This is a genomic window from Nakamurella sp. GG22 (genome assembly GCF_052976845.2).
This window is the reverse complement of record NZ_JBRIIO020000035.1, coordinates 1-20642: the sequence shown is the minus strand read 5'-3', so window position 1 is coordinate 20642 and position 20642 is coordinate 1. Positions and strand designations below refer to the sequence as shown.

Annotated in this window: 13 protein-coding genes and 1 pseudogene; 10 read left to right on the top strand and 4 right to left on the bottom strand. The window is 69.7% G+C overall.

Translation table 11 applies throughout. The annotated features are described in order from the left end of the window. Positions 1–42: 42 nt before the first annotated feature. The gene (locus ACVBEQ_RS24370; RefSeq protein ID WP_447156000.1) at positions 43–903 is read left to right on the top strand and encodes an alpha/beta fold hydrolase; all 861 of its coding nucleotides are present in this window, start codon (positions 43–45) and stop codon (positions 901–903) included. A 9-nt stretch (positions 904–912) separates the two neighbouring features. Here ACVBEQ_RS24370 and ACVBEQ_RS24365 read toward each other — a convergent pair. Continuing rightward, positions 913–2285 (bottom strand): annotated as a pseudogene (locus tag ACVBEQ_RS24365) (APC family permease). 231 nt (positions 2286–2516) lie between these two features. Here ACVBEQ_RS24365 and ACVBEQ_RS24360 point away from each other — a divergent pair. Next, the gene (locus ACVBEQ_RS24360) at positions 2517–3455 is read left to right on the top strand and encodes an MSMEG_6728 family protein (protein ID WP_447155999.1); all 939 of its coding nucleotides are present in this window, start codon (positions 2517–2519) and stop codon (positions 3453–3455) included. A 2-nt stretch (positions 3456–3457) separates the two neighbouring features. Here ACVBEQ_RS24360 and ACVBEQ_RS24355 read toward each other — a convergent pair whose 3' ends face one another. Together ACVBEQ_RS24355 and ACVBEQ_RS24350 are read right to left on the bottom strand one after the other, a co-directional pair. Then, complete coding sequence (locus ACVBEQ_RS24355) at positions 3458–4549, bottom strand: inositol-3-phosphate synthase (protein ID WP_447155998.1); 1092 nt, start codon at positions 4547–4549, stop codon at positions 3458–3460. Positions 4550–4685: 136 nt separating this feature from the next. Continuing rightward, complete coding sequence (locus ACVBEQ_RS24350) at positions 4686–5312, bottom strand: PadR family transcriptional regulator (protein WP_447155997.1); 627 nt, start codon at positions 5310–5312, stop codon at positions 4686–4688. 205 nt (positions 5313–5517) lie between these two features. On the opposite strand from ACVBEQ_RS24350, the gene ACVBEQ_RS24345 reads away from it, so the two are divergent. The 3 genes from ACVBEQ_RS24345 to ACVBEQ_RS24335 all read left to right on the top strand — a co-directional run bounded on the left by ACVBEQ_RS24345 (position 5518) and on the right by ACVBEQ_RS24335 (position 8795). Further along, positions 5518–7005: an AI-2E family transporter gene (locus tag ACVBEQ_RS24345; RefSeq protein WP_447155996.1), complete on the top strand. Its 1488-nt coding sequence runs from the start codon at positions 5518–5520 to the stop codon at positions 7003–7005. Positions 7006–7102: 97 nt separating this feature from the next. Continuing rightward, on the top strand, positions 7103–7501 hold the full coding sequence (locus ACVBEQ_RS24340; RefSeq protein WP_447155995.1) for a DUF5318 domain-containing protein: 399 nt from the start codon (positions 7103–7105) through the stop codon (positions 7499–7501). Between the two features lie 136 nt (positions 7502–7637). Next, complete coding sequence (locus tag ACVBEQ_RS24335) at positions 7638–8795, top strand: class I SAM-dependent methyltransferase (protein WP_447155994.1); 1158 nt, start codon at positions 7638–7640, stop codon at positions 8793–8795. On the opposite strand, the gene ACVBEQ_RS24330 is transcribed toward ACVBEQ_RS24335, so the two are convergent. Beyond that, entirely contained in the window at positions 8768–11791 is a 3024-nt protein-coding gene (locus tag ACVBEQ_RS24330; RefSeq protein ID WP_447155993.1) for an AfsR/SARP family transcriptional regulator, read from the bottom strand. The two genes, ACVBEQ_RS24335 and ACVBEQ_RS24330, sit on opposite strands and share 28 nt — an antisense overlap. A gap of 104 nt (positions 11792–11895) precedes the next feature. Between ACVBEQ_RS24330 and ACVBEQ_RS24325 the strand changes: the two genes are divergently transcribed. The 5 genes from ACVBEQ_RS24325 to ACVBEQ_RS24305 all read left to right on the top strand — a co-directional run bounded on the left by ACVBEQ_RS24325 (position 11896) and on the right by ACVBEQ_RS24305 (position 20558). Next, positions 11896–13692 carry a glycosyltransferase family 87 protein gene (locus ACVBEQ_RS24325; protein ID WP_447155992.1) on the top strand — a complete coding sequence of 599 codons (1797 nt, stop codon included), beginning with the start codon at positions 11896–11898 and terminating at the stop codon, positions 13690–13692. A 115-nt stretch (positions 13693–13807) separates the two neighbouring features. Continuing rightward, positions 13808–15883, top strand: coding sequence for a PhoX family protein (locus ACVBEQ_RS24320; protein ID WP_447156012.1), 2076 nt, complete (start codon positions 13808–13810; stop codon positions 15881–15883). A gap of 57 nt (positions 15884–15940) precedes the next feature. Beyond that, positions 15941–17176 carry a CapA family protein gene (locus tag ACVBEQ_RS24315; RefSeq protein ID WP_447155991.1) on the top strand — a complete coding sequence of 412 codons (1236 nt, stop codon included), beginning with the start codon at positions 15941–15943 and terminating at the stop codon, positions 17174–17176. A gap of 206 nt (positions 17177–17382) precedes the next feature. After that, complete coding sequence (locus tag ACVBEQ_RS24310) at positions 17383–19458, top strand: 2-oxoacid:acceptor oxidoreductase subunit alpha (protein WP_447155990.1); 2076 nt, start codon at positions 17383–17385, stop codon at positions 19456–19458. 41 nt (positions 19459–19499) lie between these two features. Next, positions 19500–20558 carry a 2-oxoacid:ferredoxin oxidoreductase subunit beta gene (locus ACVBEQ_RS24305; protein WP_447156011.1) on the top strand — a complete coding sequence of 353 codons (1059 nt, stop codon included), beginning with the start codon at positions 19500–19502 and terminating at the stop codon, positions 20556–20558. Positions 20559–20642: the final 84 nt, after the last annotated feature.

The following is a 20642-nucleotide window of genomic DNA, read 5'->3' as shown; positions in this document are numbered from 1 at the left end:
GCGCGGGGGGTGGAGGTGCCCGAGCCCGGGTACCAAGAGCGCATGAGCACCGATGAGGGCGCCCGCGCCGCCGCCCGCGCGGCATTCGCCGCGGCCTATGACCGCCTGTTGCAGGAATGGCCCGGACCTTCGGAGGTGCTGGACCTGCCGTCGCCGTACGGCACCACCCGCGTCCGGGCGTCCGGCCCGGAGGGTGCGCCGCCGCTGGTGCTGTTGCACGCCTACCGGGCCAGCTCGGCGGAGTGGATCAAGCTCGTCAGGCAGCTCGGCGGCGACATCCGTTGCTACGCTGTCGATGTCCCGGGCGACGCCGGCGGCAGCACCGCGGGGGAGCTGGCCATCTCGACCCCTGACGACCTGGTGCGCTGGATCGACGGTGTCCTGGACGGACTCGGGCTCGGCACGGCCGGGTTCTGCGGTCATTCCTACGGGGCCTGGATCACCCTGCACTACGCGCAGAGCAGGCCCGGCCGGGTGGACCGGCTCATCCTGCTGGACCCGACGATGACGTTCGGACCGCTGGCGCCGGCCTACCTGCTCCACGCGGTGCCGTCGCTGCTGCGCGCGTCGTCGGCACGAACAAGGTCGCTGATCATCTGGGAGAACAACGGCGCCACCCTCGATCCCGATTGGCTGGAGCTGGCGACACTTGCGGCGGACGGGTTCGGGAACGCGCCGACGGTGCCGACGAAGGTGCCGTCACCGACGGCGCTGGCCGCTGTCGACATGCCGGTGACGGTCGTCCTCGCCGGACGGAGCCGGGTGCACCCGGTCCGCCGGATCGCCAGGAACGCAAGCCGTCGGCTCCCGCAGGCGCGGATCGAGATCATCGATGGTGCAACGCATTACGGCCTGCCGCTGAGCCACCCGGTGCAGATTGCCGAGTCGATCAGGACCGGCTGATCGAGCCGCTCAGTCGTCGGGACCGTGCCCGTCCAGCGCGGAGGTGTCGTGGTAGCGGCTCGGCGAGATGCCGAGCCGGCGGTTGATCAGCACCGTGACGAAGAACAGCACCACCCCGAGAAGCAGCAACCAACCGGCGATGACGTACTGCGACGATGCCCGGCCGGACAAAGGCGTCACCAGGTACAGGCACGTCGCGAGCCCGATGAACGGCAGCACCGTCGGCGCCCGGAAGTGCTTGCCCTTCGGCTTGTCTTTGCGCAGCACCAGCACGGCCACGTTGACCACTGCGAACACGGCGAGCAGCAGCAGAGCGGTTGTCCCGCCGAGGGTCTGCAGCGAGTCCGGATTGGTCAGCGAGACCACGGTGATCAACGCGAAGGCCAGCAGGGTTGTGAACACGATCGCGGTCCACGGCGTGCGACGGGTCGGATGGACCATGCCGAGCACCGGCGGCAGGACGCGCTGCCTGGCCATGCCGTAGATCAGCCGGCTGGCCATCAACATGTTGATCAACGCAGAGTTGGCGACGGCGAACATCGAGATGAACGGCAGCAGCGTGTCGATCGGCAGTCCGGGCGCCCCGGCCTTCACCACCTCGACCAGTGGAGTGTCACTCGCGGCGAGTTCGCCGACCGGAACCAGCGCGACGGAGACGATGGACACCAGGACGTAGATGACGCCGGTGATCGTCAGCCCGGTCAGCATCACCTTCGGGAAGATCCGCACCGGATCCTTTGTCTCCTCGGCCATGTTGACCGAGTCCTCGAAGCCGACCATGGCGAAGAACGCCAGCGAGGTCGCCGTCGTCACCGCGAGGAAGATGCCCTTGTCCTCCGGGGTGTTGAAGGCGACGACACGCGAGAAGTCCGCGTCACCGCCGAACACCGCGAAGAAACCCCCAGGATGACAAGCAGCAGCCCGGACAGCTCGACGCAGGTGAGAACGACGTTCGCCTTGACGCTTTCGCCCACGCCGCGGAAATTCACGATCGCGACCAGCGCCATGAAGGCCAGCGCGATGACGATGATCACCCAGTCCCCGACATCCAGCTTGAACCCCTCGACGAGGTTCGAGGCGAATGCCCGGGACGCGGTGGACGCCGAGGTGATCCCCGACGACATCACCACGAAGGCGACCAGGAAGGTGAAGAAATGCACGCCGAACGCCTTGTGCGTGTAGAGCGCCGCGCCGGCCGCCTGCGGATATTTCGTGACCAGTTCCAGATAGCTGAAGGCGGTGATGGTCGCGACCGCGAACGCGACCAGGAACGGCAGCCAGGCCGCCCCGCCGACCTCTTGTGCGACGTCACCGGTCAGTGCGTAGACGCCGGTCCCGAGGATGTCGCCGACGATGAACAGCAGCAGCAATTTCGGGCCCATCACCCGTTTCAGCTGGTGGTCGCCATCGTCGGTCGCGGCCGCTGTTGTTGCATGCCCTTCAGAACCTGCCACGGTGTCCACCCTTCGGATCGGTCGGGCCGCCTGCACCGCGGCATTGCAGCACTGGGCGATGATCTGCTGGCGATACCCATCTGATGAGCACGTCAAACTAATCGATCGGAGGATTCTCCGACAGGTGTCGGACCAGCGCCGCCGGGGCAATGAATTCGGGTGCAAACCTTTCTTCCCTATGCGGACTTCGCCGCGTCGATCGCCGTGCTGGACACCGCGCGGCTCGGCAAGCAGCGGGTCGAGACGCTGCAGATCCTGCGGGCGTTGACCCTGCCGGAGTACGGCTGGCGAAATCATCCGGCAGTACGGATGTGGTGCGGTCGGGTCGACGCGCTGGCGTTGTACGGGCTGATCAGCGTCGCGCACTGGAGGGAGCGGGGGTTCCCGGATACGACCGGTCCGCAGATCGCCGAGTTCGCGCCCGAGGTGGTGGGGATCGGACAGGACGATCTCGCGGCAGCAGGCAGGCTCCCGGGATGGTTGGGCGACGAGCGGCTGCACCGGTCGCACCGCAGCAAGCTGCTCGGGAAGAACCCGCTGCACTACGGTCGCTACTTCACCGACGTGCCCGACGATCTCGACTACTTCTGGCCGGAGCCCGACCCCGGTGATGCGGCCGTTGACTCGGCCGTTGACTCAGCGGTTCCCGACGGGTCGGCGGTCGGGGGCCGGCTCTGGGTGGTGCGGCCGGAGTCACCGGAGGCCCTCGGAGTGTTCCTCGACGAGGGAGTTGTCGCGTTGGGGTCAGTTTCCGGGGTGACGGTCGACGCCTCGGGGCTGGACCTGGCGGGCCTCCGTCAGCTGGCCACCCCGCCGGGCCGGCGGGTCACCCGACCGCTGCTCGCACTGTCCCGGTTGCTGACCGAGATCAACGTCGGCGACGAGGTGGCCGTACTGATCGACGGAGGCGCGCGACTGCTGACGGGGACGGTGCTGGGCGACTACGAGTTCGGACCCGCCGGCGGGATGTCGACCATCCATCGCCGACGGGTCCGATGGAACCGCGTCATCGACCGCTCGGCTGTCACCCCGCCGGCCGCACTGCAGGACGTCCGCCCTGTCTTCGATGTGCGGCTGGGTGCGCCGAACGCCCGTTGAGATCAGCCGTCGAGTTCGCCGGCGATGAACTTCTCCACGTTGTCGCGGGCCTGATCGTCCGGGTATTGCACCGGCGGCGACTTCATGAAATACGACGACGCCGACAGGATCGGTCCCCCGATGCCGCGGTCCTTGGCGATCTTCGCGGCCCGCACGGCGTCGATGATGACGCCGGCCGAGTTCGGCGAATCCCACACCTCGAGCTTGTATTCCAGGTTCAGCGGGACGTCGCCGAACGCGCGACCCTCGAGGCGGACGTAGGCCCACTTGCGGTCGTCCAGCCAGGCGACGTAGTCGCTGGGTCCGATGTGCACGTTGCGGGCGCCGAGATCACGGTCGACCTGCGACGTCACGGCCTGGGTCTTGGAGATCTTCTTGGACTCGAGGCGATCCCGCTCGAGCATGTTCATGAAGTCCATGTTGCCGCCGACGTTGAGCTGCATCGTCCGCTCCAGGATGACGCCGCGATCCTCGAACAGCTTGGCCAGCACGCGGTGCGTGATGGTGGCGCCGACCTGCGACTTGATGTCGTCGCCGATCACCGGAAGGCCTGCGGCCCTGAACTTCTCGGCCCACTCGGGGGTGCCGGCGATGAACACCGGGAGTGCGTTGACGAAGGCGCACCCGGCGTCGATGGCGCACTGCGCATAGAACCTGACGGCGTCCTCGGAGCCGACGGGCAGGTAGCACACCACGACGTCGACCTGTGCCTCGCGCAGCGCTGCGACGACGTCGACCGGATCGGCGGGGGATTCGGTGATCGTCTGCTGGTAGTACTTGCCCAGCCCATCCAGGGTGTTGCCGCGCTGGACGGTGATGCCGGTCGGCGGGACGTCGGCGAACTTGATCGTGTTGTTCTCGCTGGCGCCGATCGCGTCGGCAAGGTCGAAGCCGACCTTCTTGGCGTCGACATCGAACGCGGCGACGAACTGCAGGTCGGAGACGTGGTAGTCGCCGAACTGGACGTGCATGAGGCCGGGGACCTTGGTGCCGGGAACGGCATCCTTGTAGTACTCGACGCCCTGGACGAGCGATGACGCGCAGTTGCCGACCCCGATGATCGCGGTGCGGATTTTCGTACGGGGAGTACCCATGTATTCCTCCTGGTGATGGCGGTGCGATGCGGCCGCCGGGATCGGTTCGGTGTCGGACTGGTGCAGGTTCTGGGGGGGGGGGGGTAGGCCTTCTCGGCAGGTTCTCGGCGGAACCGCCCGAAACGGGATCGGGTGGTCAGCCGGGGGGCGGCGCCTTCCGTTTCGAGGCTCCCTGGCGTTCCTGGTCGATCAGCTCGTTGAGCCAGCGCACCTCACGGTCCGAGGCCTCGAGACCGAGTTGGTGGAGTTCTGCGGTGTAGGTGTCCAGCCGCTCCGCGGCCTTGGTGACCGCTGACCGAAGGCCCTCGCGGCGCTCCTCGACCCGCCGCCGCCTGCCCTCCAGGATGCGCATCCTGGCGTCGGAGGTGGTGGTGGCGAAGAAGGCGAGATGCACGCCGAACCCGTCGTCGGACCAGGACTGCGGACCGGTGTCGCCGAGCAGTTCGGCGAGCCGTTCCTTGCCTTCGGCGGTGATCCGGTACGTCACCCTTGATCGCTTGGACGACAGCGGGACGGCGTCGACGTCCGTCACCGGGTCCTCGGTCGCGATGTGCCCCGCCGTGTGTAGCCGGCGCAGGGTCGGGTATAGCGAACCGAAGCTGAACGCCCGGAACGAACCGAGGGTGAGGTTGAGCCGCTTCCGCAGCTCGTACCCGTGCATGGGCGACTCGCTGAGCAGGCCGAGCACGGCGAGTTCGAAAACAGTGGACGTCTCCTTGACCACGGTGCTCACCTCCTCGACCGGGCGGTCCTGTTGATGCATGGTGGTTATCTCCACCAGCTATCTCCGCAAACTATATCGCCACGATACATCAGCGGCGAAGGTGGATTGGCGCGTCGGAGGACAGTTCCCTCGGTATGTTGATTGCGCTGGTGCTCGTGTGATCCGAGCCGCGTCGGACGTCGAACGTGCGCGTGGCGGGGAACATGAAGCAGAACACGCAGGACCGGCCGGAGGGCGGCAGCAGGTGGCGAGAATCGATCCGCACTCGTCGACGGGCGCGACCCCGGCGGGAGAGGTCCCCGTTCCCGACCCCGGTGCGCCCGAACCCGCCGGTCCCGACCCCGCAGGCACCGATCCGGGCGTCCCCGAATCTGCCGTCACCGACCCGGCGCCGAACGGCTCAGCGGCACACGGCTCACAGCCCAACGGCTCGGTGCCCACCGGCAGCGCACCGAACGGCACGGCATCGAACGGCACAGCATCGAACGGCGCCGCAACGAACGGCACCGCAACGAACGGCACCCCACCGACCGCTGATCAACCCGCCAAGCCGGCCGAGCCGGTGATGCGGGTGCGGATGGACCTGCACGACATCCAGCGCGCGACCATCCGCATCCTGCTGATCGTGTCGGCCTGGTTGATCGGCGTCTCCGTCCTCGGGTCGGCCAGGCATTTCCTGTTCCTGATCCTGTTGGCCTGGCTGGTGGCGATCGCCGCCGAGCCGGCCATCCGCTGGTTCGTCAGCCGCGGCACGAGTAGGGGTGTCGCGACGGGGATCGTCGGGGGGACCTCGCTGCTGATCCTGGTGGGCCTTTTCGTGCTGTTCGGCACGACGGCGTTCCAGCAGGCCAGCCAGCTGGTCAGCCAGGGGCCGGCGGTGGTGGAGCGGGTCGCCACCCAGCTCAACGAGACGTTCGGCCTGACGATCGATCCGGCCACCATCACCTCGAGCCTGCAGCTCGAGGCGGCGGACGTGCAGAAGTTCGCCGAGGACCTCGGCGGCGGCGTGATCGGAGTATTCGGCTCGCTTGCCTCGGTCCTGTTCGACCTGATCACGGTCGTCGTCTTCTCGTTCTACATCGCGGGTGCCGGGCCGGGCCTGGTGCAGCGGCTCGCGGTGTGGATGCCGCACGAACGGCAGCTGGTGCTGGGTGAGCTCTGGCAGATCGCCACCGAGAAGACCGGCGGTTACGTCGCCTCGAAGGTGGTGCTGTCCGCCATCTCGTCGTTCTTCTACGGCGTCTTCTTCTACTTCGTCAATCTCCCGGGCTGGCTGCCGCTCGCCCTGCTGGTCGGCCTCACCGCGCAGTTCATCCCGCTGGTCGGCACCTACATCGGCATCGCCGTGCCGATCGTCGTCGCGTTGGCGGCCGAGCCGATCACCGCGCTGTGGATCCTGATCTTCTCGGTGATCTACCAGCAGATCGAGACCTACCTGTTCACCCCGCACGTGTCGCAACGGACGATGGACGTCAACCCGGCCGTTGCCCTGGGCGCGGTCTTCCTCGGGGCGGCGATCTGGGGACCCATCGGCGCCATCATCGGTGTCCCGATCGCCGCGGTGGTCGTCGCGCTCCTCGACGTCTACGGTCCCGAGCACCCCCTCGCCCCGGAGATCCGGGCAACCGGCGATCACGGCATCCCATCCGCCACTGCCGCTGCTGCCCGCAGGCGCCGCCGGTTCAGTCGTCCGGCGTTCGGGTCCCATCCCGTCCGCAAGCGCAACCGGTAGCGCGGTCTCGCTCAGCCTGTCCATCGCACTGCGTCGTTGTCCGGTTCACCCATTGGGAGGCCGGAGTGCGTCATTCCCCCCCGCGTACTCTGGATGGGTGCGGACCCAGCGCGGACTTGTCGACTATGCGTTGCAGCGCAGGGCGCTGCTCGCCGAAGTCCGCTCGGGCAGAACCGGTGTCGCCGAGGTGTGTGACGCCTCGCCGTACCTGGTCAGGGCCGCGAAATTCCACGGCGTCCCGACCCAGACCGCGTGCCCGCTCTGCCGCAAGGAATCGCTGACCCACGTGTACTGGGTCTACGGCGACGAGATCAAGCACATGGCCGGGTCCGCCCGGGTGCCCGCGGAACTGGAGACGATGGCCGGCTCGTTCGGTGAGTTCTCGGTCTATCAGGTGGAGGTCTGCCGCACCTGCTCCTGGAACCACCTGGTCGCGTCCTTCGTGATGGGCTCGAAGGGCGACACCGCGCCTCGCCGCCGCCGCGCCGTCAAGTGAGATCTGCTGTGCCCGTGGGAGTGTCGCTCCAGTGGGAGTTGACAGCGAGCTGACAGGGAGCCGAAAGGGCCCGTCCCTAGCGTCTCGGTAGAACGCCGGCACACCGTCGGCGGCACACCGAAAGGGGCACACCGCCATGACCGAACTCCTCGAGCGAGACAGTGCGAGACAGGCCGACGAGAGTCAACCCACGGACACCGCGGAACCGGCCGAACAGCGGACGAACGCCCTGGTCGAGCGGCTCTTCGGGTCGTTCGTCGCCGGGGCCGAGTTGCTCACCGTCGAATTGGGTCGCCGGTTGGGCCTGTACGCGGCGCTGGCAGCGCACGGGCCGGCCACCAGCACGGAACTGGCGTCCGCGGCCGGGATCAGCGAGCGGTACGCCCGCGAGTGGCTCGAACAGCAGGCGGCCGGAGGGCTTGTCGACGTCGCCGACGAGACAGCCGTCGCGACCACCCGCAGGTTCGAGCTGCCAGTGGCCCATGTGCCGGTGTTGCTGGACGCCGATCATCCGGCCAATCTGATCGCGTTCGCGCCCTTCCTGACCGGCCTCGGTATGACGCTGCCCGCCGTCGCGGACGCCTACCGGACCGGAGCCGGGGTCTCGTTCGAGCAGTTCGGTGCGGAGCTCCGGCACGGCATCTCGCTGGGCAACAGGCCGATGTTCGTCAACGAACTGGTCGGCTGGATCGACCAGTTGCCGGACATCGCCCAGCGGCTGCGAGCCGGCGGTTGCGTGCTCGACGTCGGCTGCGGGGTCGGTCATTCCAGCACCGCGATCGCGACGGCGTTCCCCAGGGTGACCGTCGAGGGGATCGACATGGACTCCGCGTCCGTCGTCGAGGCGCGAGCCGCGGCCGTGCAAGCCGGTGTGTCCGATCGGGTGCGCTTCACCCTGGGCAACGCCTCCGACTCCACCGACCTGCCGCCTGCTGCCGGCGGGTACCAGCTCGTCACGGTATTCGAGGCACTGCACGACATGGGCGATCCGGTCGGCAGCCTGCGGGCGGCGCGTGACCTGCTCGCGTCCGGTGGAGCCGTGCTCGTCGCCGACGAGCGCGTCGCCGACGAGTTCCAGGCACCCGCCGGTGAGGTGGACAGGCTGATGCACGCGGCCAGCGTGCTGCACTGCCTGCCGGCCACGATGGCGGAGTCGCAGACCACCGCGAACGGCACCGTGCTGCGTGCCTCGACCGTGCGCCAGTGGGCGCGCGCCGCCGGTTTCACCACCACCGAGCTGCCGATCGAGAACCTGCTGTGGCGGTTCTACCGGCTCGACCCGGCGGATTGCTGAGGACCGGCCGCGGCGGTCAGTGCGTCGCGGACGGTGTCGAGCAGCTCGGCGTCGGACAGCTGGCCGCCTCGCAGCATCAACTCCCGCAGCCGCTCCGCACCGAGCCGATCGGTCAGTGTTCCGGCCAGGACGTCGAGACGCTCGGCGTCCTGGCCGAACACCGTCCCGGCCCGGTGACCCCACCGTTGCGCACCCAGCACCACCGCCGCCGGCTCGTCCCGACCGAGCCGGACGAGTAGCTCGGCAACGACCCGGAAGGTGGTCCACTGATGAGTCCAGTCGGCCTGCCGATGCCAGTGCTCGACGACCTCGCGGAGCATCGGCACCGCCGGCAGCGGATCCGCGCCACGGACCCGCACGGACGCCGCGGAAACCAGTGCGACGCCGGTGAGGAACCGGTCACCGTGCCGCCGTGCCGCCGCGATCGCCGCCTCCAGCAGGACGGCCGCCCGGAGCGGGTCGAGCGCCAACAACACCTCACCGAGCGTGTACTGCGCCCATGCGTGGGTCACCGCCGGTTTCGGCCGTTCGGCCAGCAGCTGTTCGCCGACGGCCAGCGCGGCCTCGACGTCGCCGCGGTAGGCATCGGCGAGTGCCTGGTGCATGCGGCACCAGCCGGCACGCAGCAGGTCCACCGAGCCGGAGAGCCGGCGGACCCGTTCGGCCTGGCCCCGCGCCTCGGCCAGCCGGCCGCGATAGAGGTTGATCTCGGCCAGTGTGTAGATCGGGAACCGGCGGACCGGGTCGTCCGTCGCAGGCGCGAGACCGAGCGCCTGCTCGGCCAGCCGCTCGGCCTGCGGGAAGTCCCCGCCGAACCGCCCGCCGGCGGCCGCCATCGACAGTGCGATGACGGTCCGGCCCGAGGCCTCCGGCCCGTCGAGCCCCGCGGTGATCGATCGAAGGGCGGTCGCCTCGGCCCAGCCGACCAGCTCCGAGACCATGGTCAACTCGAGCCAGTCGACAAGCCCGGTCACCAACCGCAGCGCGAGCGGCAGGTCGTGCTCGAGCGCCCAGGAATGGGCGATGCGCAGGTCGTCGAAGCGGTCGGCGACCTCCCGCACCCACGGCCCGGGGTTCATGCCGGAGAGCTGCCCGTCCGCGGACTCGACCAAGCGGAGCAGTCGGTCCGCGTGTGCCGCATGTGCTTCGTCGTCGACTCCGCGCTGCATCAGCCGCTGGACGCCGAAGGTCCGGAGCGTCTCCGGCAACGAGAACACGGTCGAGCCACGGTGGTTCCGGGCGGATCGCACCATCGAACGGTCCACCAGTGACGACAGTGCCTCCAGTGCATCGGCTTCCGAGCGGCTGGAGACGGCGGCGGCGTCAGCGGTGTCGAACGCTCCGTAGAAGACCGACAGCCGGTCGAACACTTCCTGCTCGACGGGATCAAGGAGGTCGTAGGACCACTCGACGACCGCCCGCATCGTGCGGTGCCGGTCCGCCGCCAGCCGGTTGGTGTTGCGCAGCAGGTGGAGCCGGTCGGGCAGTCGGGCGACCAACTCGCTCGGCGTCATCGTCCGGACGCAGCCGGCGGCCAGCTCGATGGCCAGCGGGAGCCCGTCCAGCCGGCGGCACAGCTCGGCGATCGCTGGGATGTCGGAGGCGGCCTGCGGCTCCGGTGCGCCCCGGCGGGCGCGCTGGAGGAAGAGCTGCACGGCCGGCGACGACCGGGACGCCGCCACCGGCAACGGCGCCAGCGGGAAGGTTGACTCCACCGGCAGATTCAGCGGCACCTGCGAAGTGGCCAGGACATGCACCCCTGGACAGCGATCCAACACCGCGGCGACGAGATCGGCGACGTTGTCGACGAGGTGCTCGCAGTTGTCCAGCACGAGCAGGCAGCGTTGGGTGCCGAGGTAGTCAAGCAACCGGTCGTGCGCCGACCGGTCGGCCACCGCGCTGACCCGCAGTTCGGTCGAGATCAAGTCGGTGATGGCGCTGCCGTCCTGCAACGCCGCGAGCTCCAGCAACCAGGCGCCGTCCGGGAAGTGCGCCGTGGCCGGGCCGGCCGCCGTGAGCGCGAGCTGGGTCTTCCCGACACCGCCCGGGCCGGTGACGACGACGAGCCGATCGCTGGTCAGCAGCCGTCCGAGTTGCTCGATCTCCGCGTCGCGGCCTATCAGCGGCTGTGGGGCCGGCAGGTTGCCGGCGCTGCGGGGCGGTGCCCCGTCGGTGGGCGACGGTGTGTGGTCGGGGCGGGTGAGGTCGGGATCGTGCCGCAGGATTCGCTCGTGCAGTCGGGCCAGTTCCGCGGACGGCGACAGCCCCAGTTCGTCGTCGAGGACCCGGCGGAACTCGTGGAAGCGGGCCAGGGCGTCCGGCTGCCGGCCGGCCCGGTGCAGGGCGAGCATCAGCTGCCCCTGCGGCCGTTCCCGCATCGGATTCCTGGCGACCTCGGCCTCCGACAGCCGAACTGCGGCGGCGACCTCGCCGAACGACAACGCCAGTTCGATCCGGTGCTCGGCCGCCGCGCTCCGGTACTCCTCGAGGCGGGCCACCTCCGGCGCGGCGAACGGAAGATCCGCGAACTCCGCGTACGGGTGTCCCCGCCAGAGTGCGAGCGCGGCGTCGAGGTCGGCCGCCGACCGGCCCGGATCGGACTCGAGTGGACCGCCGCGGTTCCGGACGGCGCGGTCGACCAGGTCGATGAACGCGCCGGCGTCGGTGTCCGCGGGGGTCAGGTTCAGCAGGTAACCCGGTGCCCTGCTCTGCAGACGGTCCGCCAGGCCGGCACCCGCCAGGAGCCGCCGGAGCCTGGAGATCACCGTGTGCAGGGCGGGTTCCGGATTCGCCGGCGGGTCGTCCGCCCAGAGCAGCTCGACGAGCCGGTCCGTGCTGACCACCGTGTTCGCGTGCACCGTCAGGATCGCCAGCACCTGACGCGAGCGCCCCGACCCGATGGTCACCCCGCCGTCGGTACCGCCCAGTTCGATCGATCCGAGCACCCTGATGGCAGGGGAGGGCCGTGGCAAGGGGGTTCTCGGTTCACCCGTCACCGCGGCTCCTCTCGCCCAGGCAGTCCTCGGGGCGGTGCCCGGACCGGACGCCCCCGTGCACTGGCTACCGGTTCTGGGCGAATGCGGCAAGTAGCATCGCGCCCGTGACCGACGTGCCCCCGGACGACCGATCGCCCGAGGCGGCAGATCAGCCGGCGTCGGCCCCCGCTCCCGCGGCGGCAGAGCCCGCGGAACGGTCCGAGCCCGCGGGACACTCCCAGCCCGCGAAACACTCCGCGCCCGCGGAACGGTCCGAGCCCGCGCCCGAGCCCGCGGAGGAACGCGCCGACCATCCCGCGCCGGCCGCGGCGCTCGCTCGGTCGGCGTCCTTGACCGCCACGGACCGGGTCATCCCCAGCTGGACCGATCCCACCGTCCGCCGGGCGAGTGACGCGATCGGTGGCCCGATGGGCCGGCACGCGCTCGTGGGCCGCGCGACGATCTTCACGCCGTTGCGGGTGTGCCTGCTGATGGCCATCGCCGTGCTGATCTGCGGTTGGCTGTTCAAGTCGGCCTGCATCCAGCAGGGTCCCAACGGGGCGGGCGGCGTCACCCTCGATCAGGGTGGGCAGCGGCCGTGGATCACCGCCTGTTACAACGACGCCGTCCCGTTGTTCGGCAGCCACCTGCTGGACAAGGGCGACCTGCCCTACGCGACGTCGTGGGAGGACAACGGCGAGACCCGCTACATGGAGTACCCCGTCGTCACCGGTTACTGGATGTGGGCGGTGGCCCAGATCTCCAGCCGCTACGTCAACTTCGCGCAATCCAGCGGCATCCTGCCGGTGCCGCTCGACGTCGCCGCCTACTTCACCATCGGCGCGATTTTCCTCGGCCTGATGTACCTGTGGGCGGTCGCATCGACGGCGCGGATCGCCCGACGCCGGGTCTGGGACACCGCGATCATGTGCCTGTCCCCGCTGCTGGTCGTGCACGCCTTCACCAACTGGGACCTGCTCGCGATCGGTATCACCGCGGCGGCGATGTTGGCGTGGGCGCGCAAACGACCGGTGCTGGCCGGCGCACTGATCGGACTGGGCGCCGCGGCCAAGCTGTATCCGATCCTGTTGCTCGGGCCGTTGCTGGTGCTCTGCCTGCGGACCGGGAAGATGGGCGCCTGGAGCCGGTCCGCGGCCGCCGCAGCGGTGGTCTGGCTGGTCATCAACGTCCCGGTCCGGCTGCTGTACCCGGACGGCTGGTACGAGTTCATCCGGCTGAACTCGGAGCGCCCGCCGGAGTACGACTCCTGGTATTTCATCTACGCCACGCTGACCGGCTCGAAGATCTGGGACGCCGCCCCGGGCGCTGATGCCCCGACTCTGGTCAACCTCCTCTCGCTGGGCCTGTTCCTGTTGGCCTGCACCGCGATCGGGTGGTTGGCGTTGTCGGCGCAGCGCCGGCCGCGGTTCGCTCAGCTGGCCTTCCTGGTGATCGCCGCCTTCCTGCTGACGAACAAGGTGTGGTCGCCGCAGTACTCGCTGTGGCTGCTGCCGCTGGCCGTGCTCGCGCTGCCCCGGTGGCGACCACTGCTGCTGTGGCAGGCCTCGGAGGCGATCGTCTGGGTTCTGCTGATGCTGTCGTTCGCCGGCGTGGCCAACAAGGGCCTGTCGATCTACCCGTTCATCAACGCGGCGTTGCTGCGCGACGCCCTGCTGCTGGTGCTGATCTTCCTGGTGATCCGGGACATCCTCCGGCCCGCCGGCGACCTGGTGCGGATGACGGGTGACGACGACCCCTCCGGGGGTGTGCTGGAGGACGCCGCGGACCGGTTCACCGTGCCCTCCCTGCCGGCGCTCCTGTCGCGTCGACGCGGCGCGTCCGATTCCTCCCGTGTTGAGAGCAAAAGTCCAAGTGTCGCAACGGCTTCCGTCACCGACAGTTCACCGACTGCTCATCTGTAGGGCGCCCGACAGAGCGTGACGATTCCTACCGTGTGCGTGATCGGCCATTTCGCCGACCTGCCAACGCCGCCGAGGAGTCCCCGTGACCGATGTGTCCGCCCGCCGTGATCTTCCGATGCTCGGCCATACCAAGGGCAAGCGCAGTGCCGTCACCTGCCATCTGAAGTGCGATGACGCCTGTTCCAAGCCGATCCCGAACGTCACCGACAATCCGACGTTCCGGGAGGTCGCGTCGAGCGCGCTGAGCCGTCGGACGATGTTGCGCGGCGCCGGCGTGGGCGCCCTGACGTTGCTGGTCGGTGCACAGGTCGGGGCACAGCCCGCGGCAGCGGACGAGACCGCGACTGCCGGTGCGGCGCCGGCACTGCTCAACGGCGGGGCGCGCGGCCCGCTGCCCTTCACGCCGATCGATCCGGTGCCGGCGACGGTCGATGCGTTCACCGTTCCGACCGGATTCGACTGGCGGCCGGTGATCCGCTGGGGCGATCCGCTGTTCGATACCACCGACAGCTTCGACGTCACCCGGCAGAGCCCGGCCCGGCAGGAACGCCAATTCGGCTACAACAACGACTACACCGACGTCATCGTCATCCCCGGTACCGCTGGCCGGGAGGCCCTGCTCGTCTGCAACCACGAATACGTCAACCCGAACATCATGTTTCCGGCCACCACCGACCCGGCAGCCATCGACGAGCAGCGCCGGATCGCCCAGGCAGCCCATGGCATGTCGGTCGTCCACCTGCACCGCCGGCGGCCCGGGACGCCCTGGACCTACACGGTGGGCAGCCGCTACAACCGCCGGATCACCGCGAACACCCCGTTCACCGTCGCCGGACCGCTCGCCGGCGCGCCGATCCTCCGCACGGCCGCGGACCCGGCGGGCCGGACCATTTTGGGAACGCTCGGGAACTGTGCCGGGGGCACCACTCCGTGGGGCACCGTGCTCTCCGGCGAGGAGAACTTTAACGGCTACTTCCGCACCGCCGCACCGTCGTCCGCCTCACCCGAACTGGGCCGCTACGGGCTGGCCGACAAGCCGTCGACCTACGGGTGGGAGAGCATCGATCCCCGATTCGACGCGCGGGTCGCCGGCAACGAGTTGGAGCCCAACCGGTTTGGCTGGATCGTCGAGCTCGACCCGTTCGAGCCGGGCGAGGCGCCGGTCAAGCACACCGCGCTCGGCCGGTTCAAGCACGAGGGTGCGAACGTCATCGTCGGCCGGTCCGGCCACGTCGCGGCCTACATGGGCGACGACGAGCGCTTCGACTACCTGTACAAATTCGTCTCCCGCCGCACGATGCGGAAGGGCAGCAGCCGGCGGGCGCGGGCCTTCAACAAGACACTGCTCACGGAGGGCTCGCTGTACGTCGCGCGGTTCACCGGCGATTCACCGGCCGCCGAGATCGACGGAACAGGCCGACTGCCGTCCGACGGTGCCTTCGACGGGACGGGTCGCTGGCTGCCGATCGTCGTCAACGGCGTCAGCCAGGTTCCGGGCTTCTCCACCGAGCAGGCGCTGACCTACTGCCGGCTGGCCGCGGACCAGCTCGGCGCCACCAAGATGGACCGCTGCGAGGACGTCCAGCCCAGCCCCAGCACCGGGAAGGTCTACGTCGCCTGCACGAACAACACCGACCGTGGCAAGCAGGGCAAGGAGGGCCCGACCGAGCCGAACCCGAGGAACGCCAACCGGGACGGGCACATCGTCGAGATCACCGAGGACGGCGGTGACGCCCGATCGACCACCTTCCGGTGGTCGCTGCTGCTGGTCTGCGGTGACCCGTCGACCACCGACTCCACCTACTTCGCGGGCTTCCCGCGGGAGCGGGTGTCACCGATCTCGTGCCCGGACAACGTGGCCTTCGACTCGCGCGGCGACCTGTGGATCGCCACCGACGGCGCGCCGAGCAGCATCGGTTACAACGACGGGCTGTTCAAGGTGCCGCTGACCGGGCGCGAACGGGGTCACGTCCAGCAGTTCCTCGCCGTGCCCCGCGAGGCGGAGACCTGCGGGCCCGTCATCCACGACCGGGACGGGATGGTGTTCGTGGCCGTCCAGCACCCCGGTGAGGAGGGGAGCTTCGAGGACCAGCACTCGTTCTTCCCCGACTACCTGTCTCCTGCCCAGAACCGGCCCGGAGGTGGTTGGGCCGGGCCGAGGCCGTCGGTGGTTCAGGTCTGGCGGTCCTGACCCGCCCCGACAGCGCGTCGCGGGCACGGACCGGACCAGCAGTGGGAAGGTCCGGGGGTGGCTTCCCCCGAATCGCGCGCACGGCGCTGGCTGGCCGGCACGCTCGCCGCGGGCGTGCTGGTCGCCTGCGGCGGGCCCACGCCGCTGGAGGAACTGCGATCGGCGGCCGGATCCGCGTCCTCGGCCCTGACCTCGGCCGCTACGGCCGAAGCCCGTGTCGGCGAACCGGACTCCCGCCCGACCGCGGAGACGATTCCTGCGACCGATGCCCCTGCCGGCTCCGCAGTGGGCGCCCCCACGGTCAGCAGCGTCGTGCCCGATCCGACAGTCGCCCCGCCCGTTGCCGTCAACCCGGCGGGGCGGTTCACCGTCAACTTCGCCGGTGACGTGAACTTCTCGGAACGCACCGCCGACCGGCTGGCTGCCGACCCGGCCACCGCGTTCGGGGTCGCCGCCCCCGGGCTCGGCGCCGCCGACCTGACGGTTGTGAATCTCGAAACGGCGATCACCACCGGCGGCGCGCCGGAGCCGAAATCCTTCACCTTCCGGGCTCCGCCATCGGCGCTCACCGCGCTCCGCCAGGCTGGTGTGGACGTGGCCTCGATGGCCAACAATCACGGGGCCGACTACGGCGCGGTCGGCCTCCGGGACAGCATCGCGGCCATCGCCGATTCCGGGTTCCCGGTGATCGGGCTGGGCGCCGACCACGCCGCCGCCACCGCGCCGTACCGGGCGACCATCAACGGTGTCGATGTGGCGGTCTTCGCGGCCACCGCTGTCCACGACCACACGCTCGAGGCCTGGACGGCCGGCACCGGCTCACCGGGCGTGGCCAACGCGTTCGACCCGGCCCTGGTGGAGAACGTGCGCTCCGCGGCAGCGGCGGGCGACACCGTCATCGTGTTCCTGCACTGGGGAACCGAGTACGTGAGCTGCCCGGACGGCGACCAGCTGCAACTCGCCGACGAACTCACCGGGGCGGGCGCAGCGGCCGTCGTCGGCGCTCATGCCCACGTCCTGCAGGGCGCCGGCTGGCGATCCGACGGCAGCTACGTCGCCTACGGACTGTCGAACTACCTGTGGTGGCGCTCGTTCGGCAACGAGCAGGACGACAACGGCGTGCTCACCCTGACCTTCGACGGCGCGAGGGTCACCGGCGCCCGGTTCGCCCCGTCCCACCTCGACGACACGGGTGTCCCGGTGCCCGCGACCGGTGCGGAAGCCGCCCGGATCAACACCCAATGGGAGGCCGCACGGGACTGCGCGGGCCTCTCGGACACCCCGCCGCGCTGACCGGCCGAAGCAGGGGTGGTGCATTCCCGGGCCCGGTGAGTGACATCCTGTGAGGTGGCGGTTCCTGCACCGGACGGGTGGCGTGGGATCGCGCCGGCGTCGGGGCCGCGCCTTCCGGGCACATCCTCGGGTGTTCACCGACGTCCGGCCGGCCCCGCACGATGGGCCGCGAGAAGCCTGCAGCAGCCAGCACCCAGGAGACCCCGATGACCAACACGACAGCGGGCAAGCCGGTCGAGACCCTCAGTGAGGTGATCATCCGGTTCGCCGGCGACTCCGGCGACGGGATGCAGCTGACCGGCGACCGGTTCACCACGGAGACAGCCGCGTTCGGCAACAGCCTGTCGACCCTGCCCGATTTCCCGGCCGAGATCCGCGCCCCCGCGGGCACCCTGCCCGGTGTCTCCGCCTTCCAGTTGCACTTCGCCGACCACAGCGTCGTCACCCCCGGCGACGCCCCGACGGTGCTGGTCGCGATGAACCCGGCCGCCCTCAAGGCGAACCTCCCGGACCTGCCGCGCGGTGGCACCGTCATCATCGACACCGACGAGTTCACCAAGCGCAACCTGGCCAAGGTCGGGTACGCCGTCAGCCCGCTGGAGGATGGCAGCCTGGGCGACTACCAGGTGCACGCCGTCAAGCTGACGTCGCTGACGGTCGAGGCGGTCAGCAAGGTCGGGCTGAGCCGGAAGGACGCCGAGCGGGCGAAAAACATGTTCGCGCTCGGGCTGCTCTCCTGGCTCTACCACCGTCCGCTGGAAGGGACCCGGCGCTTCCTGGAGACCAAGTTCGGCGGCAAGCGGGAGATCCTGCGGGCCAACCTGGTCGCCCTGGAGGCGGGCTGGTCGTTCGGTGAGACGACCGAGGGCTTCGCCGTCAACTACGAGGTCAAACCGGCCGCGCTGCCGCCCGGTCGGTACCGCACCATCCGCGGCAACCAGGCGCTGGCCTACGGCTTGGTGGCCGCGGCCGAACGGTCCGGGCTCGAGCTGTTCCTGGGCTCCTACCCGATCACCCCGGCGTCGGACATCCTGCACGAACTGTCCGCGCTGAAGCACTTCGGCGTCCGGACCTTCCAGGCGGAGGACGAGATCGCCGGCGTGGCAGCCGCTCTCGGCGCCTCCTACGGGGGCGCGCTGGGCGTGACGACGACGTCCGGCCCTGGCGTCGCCCTGAAGGCCGAGACCATCGGCCTGGCCGTCGCGCTCGAACTTCCGCTGATCGTCGTCGACGTGCAGCGCGGCGGTCCTTCGACCGGGCTGCCGACGAAGACCGAACAGGCGGACCTGCTGCAGGTGATGTTCGGCCGCAACGGCGAGGCGCCGGTCCCGGTGATCGCCGCCCGCTCCGCGTCCGACTGCTTCGACGCCGCTCTGGAGGCGGCCAGGGTCGCGACCACCTACCGGACCCCGGTGTTCCTGCTGTCTGACGGGTACCTGGCGAACGGTTCCGAGCCGTGGCTGATCCCCAGCGTCGACTCACTGCCCGATCTGCGGGTCGCGTTCGCGACCGAGACGAATCACGGCGAGGGCGACAGCGCCGCGTTCTGGCCCTACCTGCGCGACCCGCAGACCCTCGCCCGGCCGTGGGCGATCCCGGGAACGGCCGGCCTGGAGCACCGGATCGGCGGCATCGAGAAGAAGGACGGCTCCGGGGCGATCTCCTACGACCCGGCCAACCACGACCACATGGTCCGCACCCGGGCAGCGAAGGTGGCCGGGGTCGACGTGCCGCCGCTGGAGGTCGACGATCCGACCGGTGACGCCGAGGTGCTGGTGCTCGGCTGGGGGTCGACCTTCGGGCCGATCACCGGTGCGGTCCGCAAACTCCGCGCCGCCGGGGTCCCGGTCGCGCAGGCGCACCTGCGGTACCTGAACCCGATGCCCGCGAACACCGAGGCTGTGCTCCGCGCGTATCGGACGGTGGTGCTGCCGGAGATGAACCTCGGGCAGCTCGCGCTGCTCCTGCGGGGGATGTTCCTGGTCGACGTGGTCGGGGTGAACCAGGTCCGCGGCCTGCCGTTCCGGGTGGACGAACTGGTCGCCGCCATCAACTCGGTGATCGACGGCAGCTTCGTCCGGACGGTGATCGGCAGCGCCGGGCGGCTCGGCTCCATGGGGTTGCCGACAATTCCCGTCGGGGCCGACGACCCGCCCGCCGAGCATGTCGACGACACCACACACGAGACCCTCGACGAGACCACCCACGAAACCCTCGCCGAGACCCCGGTGGCCGTCGTCACCGACCCGTCGGTGCCCGCCACGAACGGAGCAGCACGATGACCGAGACCGCGCAGCCGCGCCCCGCCCGCACCCGCGCACCGATGGTGTCGCTGGCCGGTGCGCAGTCGTTGAAACTGATCCCGAAGACCGACACACCGCAGACAGCCAAGGATTTCAAGTCCGACCAGGAGGTCCGCTGGTGCCCGGGCTGCGGCGACTACGCCATCCTCGCCGCTGTGCAGGGCTTCATGCCGCAACTCGGGCTCCGCCGGGAGAACGTCGTCTTCATCTCCGGCATCGGTTGCGCCGCCCGCTTCCCGTACTACATGAACACCTACGGGATGCACTCGATCCACGGCCGTGCCCCGGCGATCGCAACCGGCCTGGCCACCACCCGCCGGGACCTGTCGGTATGGGTCGTCACCGGAGACGGCGACGCGCTGTCGATCGGCGGCAACCACCTCATCCACGCGCTCCGCCGCAACGTCAACATGAAGATCCTGCTGTTCAACAACCGGATCTACGGCCTCACCAAAGGTCAGTACTCGCCGACGTCCGAGGTCGGCAAGCGGACGAAATCCACCCCGCTCGGATCGCTGGACACCCCGTTCAACCCGGTGTCCGTGGCCCTCGGCGCGGAGGCCAGCTTCGTCGCCCGCACCATCGATTCCGACCGTGCGCACCTGACGTCGGTGCTGCAGGCGGCCGCACTGCATCCCGGGACAGCGCTGGTGGAGATCTACCAGAACTGCAACATCTTCAACGACGGCGCGTTCGAACCGCTGAAAGACGCCACCAGCAAGGACGAGGTGACAATCCGGCTCGAGCACGGCAAACCGATCCGGTTCGGCATCGGCGGGCACCGCGGGATCCTCCGGGACAGCTCCGGCCGGCTGAAGGTGGTCGACGTGGACCAGGTCGGCGAGGCGGCCCTGCTGGTGCACGACGCCCACGACGAAGATCCGTCCACCGCGTTCGCGTTGTCCCGGCTGTCGCACCCCGAGACGCTGGACAACACTCCTATCGGCGTGTTTCGCGACGTCAGGCGCGGCACCTACGATTCCGCGATGAGCGCGCAGATCGACACAGCAGTGGCGAGGCAGGGTGCCGGCGATCTCGCCACCCTGCTGGCCGGCCGGGACACCTGGACCGTCAGCTGACCGGCCCGGGGGGTCCAGCCGTCGGTGATAGATCAGCTACTCGATCATCGGTGACCCGACGGCGGCCGTCCAGGCGCTGACCAA